9 protein-coding genes are annotated in these 12,208 nt (G+C 55.2%); 8 read left to right on the top strand and 1 reads right to left on the bottom strand.

Going from position 1 to position 12,208, the window contains the following annotated elements; all coding sequences use genetic code 11:
- Window positions 1–521, bottom strand: a 521-nt coding sequence (locus BSR28_RS09145; RefSeq protein ID WP_198928958.1) for a sigma-70 family RNA polymerase sigma factor, incomplete at its 3' end; no start/stop codon positions are given.
- 592 nt (window positions 522–1,113) lie between these two features.
- Between BSR28_RS09145 and BSR28_RS08645 the strand changes: the two genes are divergently transcribed.
- The 8 genes from BSR28_RS08645 to BSR28_RS08605 all read left to right on the top strand — a co-directional run bounded on the left by BSR28_RS08645 (window position 1,114) and on the right by BSR28_RS08605 (window position 11,084).
- Window positions 1,114–2,262 (top strand): ABC-three component system protein, encoded by a 1,149-nt coding sequence (locus BSR28_RS08645; RefSeq protein ID WP_143237658.1) that lies wholly within the window; start codon window positions 1,114–1,116, stop codon window positions 2,260–2,262.
- Between the two features lie 5 nt (window positions 2,263–2,267).
- Complete coding sequence (locus BSR28_RS08640; RefSeq protein ID WP_233120644.1) at window positions 2,268–2,495, top strand: ABC-three component system middle component 7; 228 nt, start codon at window positions 2,268–2,270, stop codon at window positions 2,493–2,495.
- The gene (locus tag BSR28_RS08635; RefSeq protein ID WP_073713963.1) at window positions 2,473–4,164 is read left to right on the top strand and encodes a DUF2326 domain-containing protein; all 1,692 of its coding nucleotides are present in this window, start codon (window positions 2,473–2,475) and stop codon (window positions 4,162–4,164) included. Before BSR28_RS08640 ends, BSR28_RS08635 begins: the two co-directional genes overlap by 23 nt.
- Window positions 4,161–4,391, top strand: coding sequence for a helix-turn-helix domain-containing protein (locus BSR28_RS08630; protein ID WP_073713962.1), 231 nt, complete (start codon window positions 4,161–4,163; stop codon window positions 4,389–4,391). The genes BSR28_RS08635 and BSR28_RS08630 overlap by 4 nt, the downstream gene beginning before the upstream one ends.
- A 3-nt stretch (window positions 4,392–4,394) precedes the next feature.
- Complete coding sequence (locus BSR28_RS08625; protein WP_073713961.1) at window positions 4,395–5,930, top strand: class I SAM-dependent DNA methyltransferase; 1,536 nt, start codon at window positions 4,395–4,397, stop codon at window positions 5,928–5,930.
- Window positions 5,927–7,129 (top strand): restriction endonuclease subunit S, encoded by a 1,203-nt coding sequence (locus BSR28_RS08890; RefSeq protein WP_083563269.1) that lies wholly within the window; start codon window positions 5,927–5,929, stop codon window positions 7,127–7,129. The genes BSR28_RS08625 and BSR28_RS08890 overlap by 4 nt, the downstream gene beginning before the upstream one ends.
- Complete coding sequence (locus tag BSR28_RS08610; RefSeq protein ID WP_073713960.1) at window positions 7,126–10,251, top strand: type I restriction endonuclease subunit R; 3,126 nt, start codon at window positions 7,126–7,128, stop codon at window positions 10,249–10,251. Before BSR28_RS08890 ends, BSR28_RS08610 begins: the two co-directional genes overlap by 4 nt.
- A 140-nt stretch (window positions 10,252–10,391) precedes the next feature.
- Window positions 10,392–11,084 (top strand): abortive infection family protein, encoded by a 693-nt coding sequence (locus tag BSR28_RS08605; RefSeq protein ID WP_158020340.1) that lies wholly within the window; start codon window positions 10,392–10,394, stop codon window positions 11,082–11,084.
- Window positions 11,085–12,208: the final 1,124 nt, after the last annotated feature.

The raw sequence follows: 12,208 nt of genomic DNA, 5'->3' as shown, positions 1-12,208 counted from the left end.
ATGGCACGCTTCAAGATGCGGCCTACCATCGGCTGGGACACACCAAGAAACGAAGCAGCCTCAGATTGGGTGTAGCCCTGGATTTTCACCGCGACTAGCACCAGGCGTTCACGCTCCGGCAGCGCACGGATCGCATCCCAAATACGTGACCCATACAGGCTCTCGACCACAGGGTCGGGGTTGCCATGACCGGCGAGGTAACCGTGGGAGTCCACTTCGGTCTCAATCAGGCTTTCTTCTTCATGGGTGGGGTTGCCGGTGGTGTTACGCACCCACTTCTTCGCCTGGTTGTACTCAGGCTTAGAAATCTCCTCTTTGAAGATTTCGTCCACCTCACGCCGCTCCACCACTTCCGGGTCTTCGGCTTGGTTAAGGCGCATCGTGTAGTCGTTTTCGATGATGATCTCAGCCTCATCAGCGCTAATCTCAAAGGCCTGCTCCCGATACGGCCGGGAAGGGTGGAAGCTGTCCTTTTCGAAGCGGATCGTGATGGACTGGCGGCCAGTTTTGTCTTGCGACATTGGTTGTCTCCATTTCCCAGGCGATGTGCCTGAGTCGTGGAGACCCCGCTACGGGTTACTGCGCTAGAAAAATTCAGCGTGTGGAGGCCAAAGTGTGCTGCTTCAGAGACGACAAGGGCGGACCACCCCAACCTGGATCTGCACCGAAAAATTGGCGCAGGTTTACCTGCAAAGGGGTGGCCCGCCGAGCGCTTAGGCAGCAGGGCCTCACATGTGAATATTTCTTCTTGTCACCACCACGCCACGCGTCATGCGCGGTAGCTGCCCCATCCAGAAGATGGGTGCCCACACGAGTTGTGTGGGGTGAGGCCCCGCTGGCGGCAGTTACGTACCTGCCACCAGCGGCCCTCGCTGATACGTCCTCCCGCCATAGCGGAACCGGACATCAGTCCTAGAGCTACGGGGGATGTGAAAAATTGGTCAGGGAGTATCTGCGACGTGCGGTAGATTTCCTACTCATCCGCGCACCTCCCGCTAGAATGTCTCTTGGTACTTGCTCTGTAGCCCCCAACCAACTGGTGGCTACGAGATACAAGTTAGAAACCGGGTCGATACAGGCCGATACAAAAACTGATGCACTGCCGATACAGTGATGACAGCAAGGGGAGGCGACATGGAGTTCAAGGACTTCTATGCCATGCTCGCTACACCGTTGCGTCTGGGTAAAAATCGGTATGACGGCATGCGTAACTTGCTGGACATGGTCACTGACATCCAGTTGGTTTATGCCGAGAAGAAGACTGATCAGGATTGCGACTTCACTAAGTCCAAGCTGCAGGCGATTGCCAGTGGTACCAGATCTTTTGAGCCCGATGAGGTGACTCGCATTCTTGATGCTGGGTTTGATTCGTGGCGTCTGGTGGAAGCGGTTGATCGTTTATCTGAAAAGATTAAGCGGACCTTGCTTGCGAAGATTGAACCCTATGAGCCTGGGATCACGGTAGATCTTGTGGCGCAGTGGTGCGGTGATTATTTCGGGGATCTGCTTCAAAGTGTGTCCGATGACCCCGCCCAGATAGCTCAGATTCAAGCAAGTACGGAGCAAGCACGCATTAAAGGAACATGGCAGCGTCTAGCAGAATCGCTTTTCGCAGAGGCAGGCGCTATGTGCCCGAATCTGAACTGCATGACACCTTTGACTACAGTGGATGATGCTGGTCAGAGCAAACGAATTGGACAGATCGTTGCAATTGACGCTGATGAAGACCTAGCCGGAGCGCAAAACCTCATTGTGCTATGCCCGCAGTGCGCATCTTCCTACACCGGCACAAACCCTGAGCGCATCGTCACCCTCAAACAAATCAAGCAACAACTCTCCAAGAAGTACGCTCAATCAATCACGCTTGACCCGCGAGGTATAGAAGATGAGATTCGGCGCGTGCTTGAAAGCATGACCCGCGCCGATCGTGTTGTGCTGCAAACCAAAATCAAAGAACCTCTGACAATCAGCCAAAAGATCACCGATGATCCAGATCTTCAAGACGAGGTAACCAGCCGCGTAACTAGGTGGTTCAACTTCATCGACAAGAAGTTGACTGACATGGATTACGCCGAAAATTGGACTTTTGAAAAAATTCGTCACGAAGTCAAAGGCCAGTACTTACGCCTGACTGACCGGGGATGGACTAAAGAGGAAGTCTTTGATTGCTTAACACGATGGCTAGTGGAAACAACCGGTGAAAAGCCCCGCCCCTGCGCGGTTGTCATCAGCTACTTTGTGCAGAAATGCGAGGTGTTCTGATGCGCATGCCATCCAAGATTTACGCTTTTGAAGACTCAACCTTGAGCCTTTTTGCACCAATCCTCAGCGCGCTTCAAGAACGCTCACACACCGTTACTGGACTTGCTGAACGCTACGGCAACCAGGGAGTTAATGATGTTGTCGACGCCCTCACCGCCCTATATGCGCTAGGAGCTATCCGTCTCGATGAAACTCAAGGGGTGATCAGTCTTGCTGACGAGACTATGGTCTGAAGCCTTCAAAGAGGGCGAAAATCCACGTGAAGCAATCACCTTCCGCCCCGGGTTAAACACCATTCGTGGCGGTAAAGGAGCCGAAAACTCCATCGGCAAGTCCACCTTGCTCTACATCATCGACTACGCATTCGGGGGCAGCAGCTTCCTCAAAACTGACACCCTCAAAGCCAAAGCAGTAGGCCACCACCGTATCTGCTTCACCTTCGAATTCAATGGGCATCCTCACCACTTCGCTCGGCTCACTGACGAACCGGGTTTTGTCCACCGCTACAGTGACGAGACCTACCAAAATCAACTAGATCGCATTGAACTTGACGAGTTTAAAGGCTGGCTCAAACGCAACTACCAACTAGCCGATTGCGACTCCTCGTTTCGAGAGATTGTCTCGCGATTTTTCCGTATCAAACAAGGCGCAACGGCACACGCTGACCACCCACTACAAGGACACTCCCGCGAGCCAGTGACCACTGGCTTGTCCGTCTTGTACCAACTGTTCGGACTCTATGAACAAATCCGAGATTTACAAGCAGCCTTCATCCAGTCCGAAGAAGACTGGAAGGCTGTCAAGCGCACCCGTGACCTCGATGCATTCCCTGTGCACGTGCTGCGCACCAAAAAGGACTACGAAAAAGCCCTCAAGGACGAAAAACGTCTAACCGAAGAATACGAAGCGAACATTAAGGGCGCTGACCAAGAAGCAATCGACTTCCAAGCAGCCCAGCTCAACAAGGCAGCTACCCTCAAGGCCTACCTGCAAAATCTGCGATCTCAACGTAGTCGCATCAACTCCAAAATCACCCAACTCAAAGCAAACCTTGACGACAGGGCAGGACAAGGCGTTGAGCAGGCAGACATTCAAGCCCTCACTGAGTTTTTCCCCGGAATCAACCTTGCTACTTTGGAAGAAGCTCAACGCTTCCACCACAAAATCACCCAGATTCTTACTACCGAAATCATTGAGCAGATTCGCGGCCTAGAGGATAAAGCAACCGCCCTGCAAAGGTCCATCAATGAAGCCCAGTACCAACTACGGCGCACTGGAGTGCCTGCAGAGATTTCCAGAGAACGGTTAGACCGCAGTGCCAAAATCAGCACCCAGCGGGAAATCGTCCGTCAACAAGCCCGAGGCTACGAACAAGTCAAGAGCTTCCAAGAAGCCAAGAAGCAGGCTGAACTAAATCTCAACCAAGGACGCGCCAGCATCAACTCTCACGTGATTGAACGGATTAACCCAACGATTGCTGAACTCGATCTACAAGTACACGACGGCGAAGACGACTGGGATGCCCCAGCACTAATCTTCAGCGCCACTGGAAAAAGTTACGAATACAAGTCAGACACTGATGGCGGAGACGGCACCACGAACAAGAACCTCATCCTGTTTGACCTAGCCATGCTCCACCTGACCGATCTGCCCGCTGTCATTCATGACTCCCCCCTCCACAAAAACATCGCGGACGAGCGAGTCGAACAGATACTGCGGCTCTACATGGACTTCAACAGCACAGGTAAACAGATCTTCATTGCCTTCGACAAAGACACCCAGTACGAAGGTACACAGGTCCACGAACTCATCATGGCCAGCAAAGTCGTCGAGATTGGTGATGGTGACCATGCATTGTACGGGTGGACCTGGAACAAGACACGGAAGGACAAGAAAAAGTGAGTGTGTCCTACAAGCCCCTGTGGAAGCTTCTCATTGATAGAGGCTGGAAGAAAAAAGACCTCCAAGAGGCCGCCAAAATTAGTCCTTCTACCATCGCCAAACTTGGAAGAGACGAGGACGTCACCACAGCCGTCCTCACCCGCATCTGCAATGCCCTGGGATGCCAAATCGGGGACATCTGCGAAGTAACCGATGACATTAACCCTGCAAGCACCCACGAGGCATAACCCATGGCAAAGAAACAGACCAAAACGAAACCCCTAGAACAAACTCTGTGGGAGGCCGCAGATAAACTGCGCGGCAACCAGGAACCCAGCGAATACAAGCACGTGGTGCTTGGCCTGATCTTCCTCAAATACGTCTCTGACCACTTCGAGCAACGCCGTAAGGACCTCACCGCTGAACTGGCCGCTGACGGGTTCAAGCCCGAACAGATGACCGCGATCTTGGAAGATCGTGACGAGTACGCCGGGCATAACGTGTTCTGGGTGCCCGAGGGCGCCAGGTGGGCGGATTTACAGGCAGCAGCCAAGCAGCCCTCCATCGGCCAAGTCATCGATGCGGCCATGCAGGCGATTGAGGCGGAAAACCTCACGCTGCGCGGGGTCCTGCCACGCAACTATGGGCGCGAGGGCCTGGATAAGAAACGCCTGGGCGAACTGGTCGATCTAATCGGCACCATTGGTTTTACCGATCAGGATCACGGCTCCGACGACGTGCTAGGCCGGGTGTACGAGTACTTCCTGGGGCAGTTCGCCGGTAAGGAGACTGGCAAGGAGGGCGGTGCCTTCTACACGCCGCGCAGCGTGGTGCAAACCTTGGTCGAGATGCTGCAGCCTTATCAGGGCCGCGTGCTGGACCCCTGCTGCGGCAGCGGCGGCATGTTCGTGCAAAGTACCAAGTTTGTGACCGCGCATGGTGGTAACCGGGATCAGCTGTCTATCTACGGTCAGGAGTTCACGAATACCACGTGGAAACTGGCCAAGATGAATCTGGCTCTGCGCGGCATTGATGCTGACCTGGGCTCACACTCTGCGGACTCGTTCACCGAGGATCTGCACCCGGATTTGCGGGCAGATTTTGTTATCGCGAACCCGCCCTTCAACATCAGCGACTATTGGAGCGAACAACTCGCCGATGATCCACGTTGGCAGTACGGCACCCCAGCGGAGGGGAACGCCAATTACGCCTGGATCCAGCACTTCCTCTACCACCTGGCACCTGGTGGAACGGCTGGTTTCGTTCTCGCTAATGGTTCCCTGTCGTCCAAGACCAACAATGAGGGGGTTATCCGCCGCAACCTGGTGGATGCGGGCCTCGTTGATTGCATCGTGGCCTTGCCTGACAAGCTGTTCTTCAACACCGGTATCCCGGCTAGCCTGTGGTTCCTGTCGAAGCGGCCGAAGAACGCCGAGCAGACCCTGTTTATTGACGCGCGCAGCATGGGCACCATGGTCACGCGCGCACTCCGGGAACTCACCGAGGACGACATCGCAAAAATCTCCGGAGCCTACAACGCCTGGAAACACGGCGACACGACCTATGAGGACGTGCCCGGCTTCTGCAAAGTAGCCACCCGCGCAGAGATCGCCGCCAACGACTACGTGCTCACCCCCGGCCGCTACGTCGGCATCGCGGAACAAGAAGACGACGGCGAACCCGCCGAAGAGAAGATCAAGCGCCTCACCGCTGAGTTGCTCGCTGAGTTCGAGCGTGGCCGTGAGCTTGAAAAGAAGATTAAGACCTTCTTGGGGAATCTGAAATGATTCTGTCTGAAATCACTACGGCAATCGTGGATTGCGAACATAAGACTGCGCCGATTGACCCACAAGGGGTTGCTTATGCTGTAGGGACTAAGGCGATGCGGGGGAATCGGATCGACTTCTCGAAGGCCCGTAAAATTTCTCTGCAAACCTACGATCGCTGGACAAAACGCTTAACGCCTTGTGTAGGAGATATCCTGCTGGCTCGCGAGGCGCCGGTCGGATCAGTGGTCATGCTGCCGAAGAGTCCATTAATAGCCCCGGGCCAAAGAACTGTCCTGATTAGGGCAAATCCGGTTAAAGTTAATCCGAGATTCCTTTACTATCTTTTTCAGGACGAACGAGTCTCTTCGCGTATGCATGAGGTAGCAGCGGGTTCCACTGTCCCTCATCTGAATGTTGCTGATCTGAGAGCTCTTCAGCTGCCAATTGTTCCCTCTCTGGAGGAGCAGGGGCGTATTGCAGACCTGCTGGGCGCTCTCGACGACAAGATCGAATCTCTGCATCGGATACTAAATCTCGTTGATGACTTGCTTCTAGCTCGATTCAAGTTGGCGCAGCCTAGCGCGGACTGGGAGACGGCCTGCCTTGATGATCTTTTCGACGTAAGGATTGGCAGAACACCCCCTCGCAAAGAGACGGAATGGTTTGCTCAGCCCTCAGCTTCTTCTATCGCATGGGCCTCCATCAAAGACATGGGGGCAGTTAGAACTTATATTTCCCATACCGAGCAAGCCCTAACTGAAGATGCCGTCAAATCATTTAGGATTAACGTAGCGAAGATTGGGGATGTATTGGTGAGCTTTAAGCTCACTGTCGGTCGCGTGGCTATTGTTGGGCGCGAGATGTGTACCAACGAAGCTATCGCATGCATCCATTCCGAAGATCCCCTGTTGAGCGAATGGCTTTACTGCTTTCTCAAGTCGTTTGATTACAGTTCTCTCGGGAACACATCATCCATCGGAACTGCTGTTAACTCTAAGACCATCAAGGCGGTCCGGATGCCGATGCCACCCGGAGACCTTCTCAAAAGATTCCATGAGTTTTCGGCACCTCTGTTACAGATATCTCAACGTCATGAAAAACAAGTAAGCACACTGACTGAACTGCGCGACGCTTTGCTTCCCGAGCTCATGTCTGGACGTATGCGGGCGGATGAGCTGAAGGGGCTGGTCACAAGCGTATTGGAGGCTAACTCGTGAGTCGGTTTAATGAGTCCACGGTCGAGGATGCAGCCAAGGATTGGTTTGCGGAGTTGGGTTACCAGACCGGTTACGCGCCTACGGACTGCGAGGTGGGTGTCGCTCGTGACAGCTACGGCGAGGTCATCCTGTGGGATCGCCTGCGTGCGGCCGTGCAACGCTGCAACCCGGGCATCACTCCCGCTGCGGTGGATGCGGTGCTGGGCCGGGTGCGGCGGGCTGAGTCTCAGGACCCGGTGCGGGAGAACCAGCGTTTGCACTTGCTGATGACACAAGGCGTCCCGGTGGAGGTACAGGGCAGTGATGGTCGCACGACTACCGAGTTGTTCTGGATGGTCGACTTCGCTCACCCGGCTGCGAATGACTGGCTGGTGCTCAACCAGTACACGATCGTTGAGAACGGTCATAAGCGGCGTCCTGACCTGCTGGTCTTCCTAAACGGTCTGCCGGTTGGCTTGTTCGAGCTAAAGAACCCGGCCGATGAGAACGCCACGCTCAAGGCCGCGTGGAACCAGGTACAGACCTACCGTAAACAGATCCCTTCCATGTTTACCCCGAACGTGGTCACGGTGATCTCTGACGGCATGAGCGCCGCCATGAGTTCATTTACCGGTGGCTTTGAACACTTCGCACCGTGGAAAACGATGGATGGCCGCGAGGTCGTCACTAACCGTCCTGCCCTGGAAGTACTCATTAAGGGTGTTTTTGAGCCCGCCCGCTTCCTGGACCTGATGGCCAACTTCGTGGTCTTCTCCAATGAGTCCGTTACGGATAAGCGCACGGGGCAGCGTAGCCAGGCGATGATTAAACGAGTGGCGAAGTATCACCAGTACTGGGCGGTCAACGCCGCAGTCGCATCCACCGTTCAAGCGGCATCACCGGAAGGCGACCGGCGCGGCGGGGTCGTGTGGCACACCCAGGGATCAGGCAAGAGCTTTGAGATGGTGTTCTACGCGGCCAAGATCATGCGCGACCCACGCATGGCCAACCCCACCCTGGTTTTCATTACCGACCGTAACGACCTGGATGACCAACTCTTCGGGGAGGTCTTTGCCCCCGCACACATCCTGCCCGAACATCCGGTGCAGGCCGATAGCCGGACACACCTGCGCAAGCTGCTGTCTAGGGCCTCGGGTGGGATTGTCTTTACCACCTTGCAGAAGTTCAAGCCCGGCGATAGCGATGACTACAACGCCGTGCTGACCGATCGCCGCAACGTGGTGGTGGTGGCCGATGAAGCCCACCGCAGCCAGTACGGGTTCAGCGAAACCCTCGACTCCCAGGGCCGCCTGAAAGCAGGCCTGGCCAAGCACCTGCGCGACGCCCTGCCTGGAGCCACCTTCCTTGGCTTCACGGGCACCCCGATTGAGTCCAATGACCGCTCCACCCGGGCGGTCTTTGGCGACTACGTCGACATCTATGACCTGACCCGGGCAGTCGAGGACGGCGCTACGGTCAAAATCTTTTACGAATCCCGCCTGGCGAAAATCTCCCTCGACGAGGAAGAGCTCGGCTTGCTGGATGCGGCCATCGACGAGGCGGCAGCCGAGGCCGGCACGGAGAGCAGTGAGGATGCGAAGGGCAAGTGGTCGCGCCTCGAGGCTCTGGTCGGTAGCCAGGAACGCTTAGACGCGATCGCCCGGGACTTTGTTACCCACTGGGAGGCTCGCCGGGAGGCTATGCGCGGTAAAGCCATGATCGTGGCCATGAGCCGGCGCATCGCCGTCGAGCTCTACAACCGGATTGTGGCCCTGCGCCCCGACTGGCACTCTGAGGATCCCGCTCGGGGACGGATCAAAGTGGTGATGACCGGTTCGGCCTCTGACCCGGAAGAATTCCAACCCCACATTTACAGCAAGGACCAGCGCCGTGATCTGAAACTGCGTGCGAAGAACCCGGATGATGAGCTCGAGATCGTGATCGTACGTGACATGTGGCTTACCGGTTTCGATGCGCCGTCCATGCACACCATGTACGTGGACAAACCCATGCAAGGGGCCGGCCTGATGCAGGCCATCGCCAGGGTCAACCGGCGCTTCAAAGACAAGCCCGGCGGGCTCATCGTGGACTACATCGGCCTGTTCGACTCCCTGCAAAAAGCCCTAGGAACGTACTCACCCAGCGACCGGGAGCAGGCAGGTGTCCCCATCGATGAGCTGATCAACGTCATGCGAGAAAAGCACGACATCATCCGCGGCCTACTCCACCCTGTGGACTACAACTCCTCATCCGCGCTTAACTCCACCCAGCGGCTTAGCGAATACGCCAAGGTCATGGACTTCGTGCTCTCCGATGAAGACGTGACCAAGCGCTTCAATGATCAGGTGCTTGCGCTGGCTAAGGCCTACGCCCTAGTTGGGTCACGTCCCGAGGCTGAGGCGATCCGTGATGACGTGCGCCTGTTTACCGATGTGCGCGCAGCGATCCTCAAGATCCTCAACCCTGATTCCGGCACTTCCACCCGGGGGCGTAGCAACCTGGACTCCGTGCTCGGTCAGCTCGTCAATGACGCCCTGACCGCTGATCAGGTCATCGACGTGTACCAAATCGCCGGCATGGACACTCCCGAGTTGTCTCTGCTTTCCGAAGAGTTCCTGGATTCCATGTCCCACAGTAAGCAGCCCAACTTGCAGATCGGGTTGCTGCGTCGGCTGCTCAACGACGAAGTCAAAACCATCAAAGCCCGCAACATAGTCCAGGGTCGCAAGTTCTCCGAAATGCTCAGCGAAGCCGTGGCTCGCTACACCAACCGGTCCCTGACCACCGCCGAGATCATCGCCGAGCTGGTCAAGCTGGCCAAAGAGATGCGCGCCAACCATGAACGCGCAGAAAAACTCGGGCTCAGCGAAGACGAGATCGCCTTGTACGACGCGATTATCCAAAACGATGCGGCCATCTTGGAACTAGGCGATGACACCCTCAAAGCCATCGCCCACGAACTGGTGAGCACCATCCGCAAATCCGCCACCATCGACTGGAACGTCAAAGAGAGCGTGCGCGCCAAAATGCGTGCCAGCATCAAACGGCTACTGCACAAATACGGCTACCCGCCAGACAAGCAAGAAACAGCCGTCCAACTGGTTATCGAACAGGCTGAACTGCTGGCGAACCCAGCGAGTTAGAAGGAGCGGAGATGTCAGGAGGCCTTGAGACTCTAGATGTGCGCTTGTTTACCCATCTTCTATGTGCGGGAGAGTATGTCGCAGGATTTACTACTGATGATTTTGAGCTGCTTACACAAGAAAAAATCGGGTTCCCAGCCATGAAGACTTATGATCTCCCCAAAGGTAAAGCCCTGACGAAGCTACTAGAAGAGGAGCCACCGGCTAAGACGATCCCGCTCCTTGAAAGCATCATGTACGTCTGGGAAACAGAGGTGGCTCAGACTCTTAACAAGGAAACACGGGACCGAGGAAAACGCTGCTTGGAGCGCCTAGCAGAACTAAAAAGTATTTATTCACAAGCAACTTACCAGGCTCTTGATCGTCTAGGCCAACAAGGTTTCACCAGTGAGTACATCGAGTCTCAGCGTAAGACGATGGAAGCCAATCTTGAGCACAATCCATCAGCTGCAATTGGCCAAGCCAAAGAACTTCTGGAAAGCTGCTATAAAACAATCCTTGCTGAACGAGGAGCCGTAGTTCCTGCCAATGCTTCTATGCCTAAGCTTGCAGCAGAAACTTTAGAATCTCTCGGCATCGCTCCTCGCATGCTGAATGGACCATCTCCCCAAGATCAGTACATTCGAAAGATAGTTAGCCAGATGCAAGGAATGATCGATGGCCTAGTTGAGATGCGAAACAAAGTTGGTGGCGGTCATGGCAAGGTCATGAACACTTCTACCATCCCCAAGCGTTACGGCCTCCTTGCAATCAATGCCTCCCTGACCGCTATTGAGTTCCTATGGGCAGACCATCAAGCCAAGCTTCCCGGAGGCGCTACGCAGCAGCCGTGAACCTTTTGACGCTGCCCATACCTTTTGACGCTCCGCTACGCGTGGCCACAACTGGGTGCAACCACGCCTCGGCAGACCCGACCAAACCCCCGAATGGCCGCCTGAAAACACGAAAACCCCGACTAACGGTCGAGGCAGAAAATCAGGGCGAAAAGAGATTTGGCTTGCTATCGCGGGAAACTCAGGCCGCAAGCACACATGCACCCACCGCGTTATCGCGTATCGTCTGAGCAATCCAATGCTTCCCAATTACTATCAACATGACACGTTCCCGGGTATTCCGGACAGGTTACATTCACCGAACCTTTCGACGCCCCCGACTAAACCTTTTGACGCCAGCCCATACTTTTTGACGCCAGCCCATACTTTTTGACGTTGGCCCATACTTTTTGACGTTGGCCTAAACTTTTTGACGCCCAGCCTACGAGCCCGTTAAATCCGGCACCCGAGCTCTCTGCATGGTACCCAAATCCCCATCCATGCGACCGGCACAAGGCTCTCACCTAGCACCCCACTCCCCCACAAAACCCTGCATTTGCAACGGAAAACCCGCCTTCGGGCATGAAAAAAGATGCTGGCTTGGATTGTATCCAAACCAGCATCTAGTTGGTTCTTTAGTGTCAGCAAACGATACAAGGGGCCTGGTGGGTGCATTTTTCCCAAGGTGGGTGCAATTGTGTGTGGGGTGGGTGCAAATCCAGTTCAGGTGGGTGCAGCGTCGCAGAACATTTCCACCCATCTCACCACTACTGGGAAGGGTTCGTTTCAAGCAAGCGTTAACATCCGAGGGTTGTTGAGGTCGCCGAGCGAACAAGTGTTCCCGATTGCGTTATACCATCTCGTTTCATTGCTTTGACATTCAAGCGAGAGAACCACTTGCCAGTGGTAGAGCGAGGATTCACTACCGCATAACCAGCATCACTAAGACTCGCCGCAGTCTTTCCCTGCCCGTGGGAGCAGAAGGCCATTAGAGGTGCCGTCGCACACGTACACACACCCGCGGTGAGGGGCTACGCGGTTGAAGAATGACAAGTTGGGGACACTCTCTCAGGGCAGCCTCTAGCGCAACTCGAGCCCCAGTATCAAACTGCTCGGTGACATTGTCACCCGAGTTGGTGCCTACT

It is taken from the genome of Boudabousia liubingyangii (assembly GCF_001907245.1).
Classification (GTDB): Bacteria; Actinomycetota; Actinomycetes; order Actinomycetales; family Actinomycetaceae; genus Boudabousia; species Boudabousia liubingyangii.
This window is presented reverse-complemented; position numbering and strand designations above follow the sequence as displayed.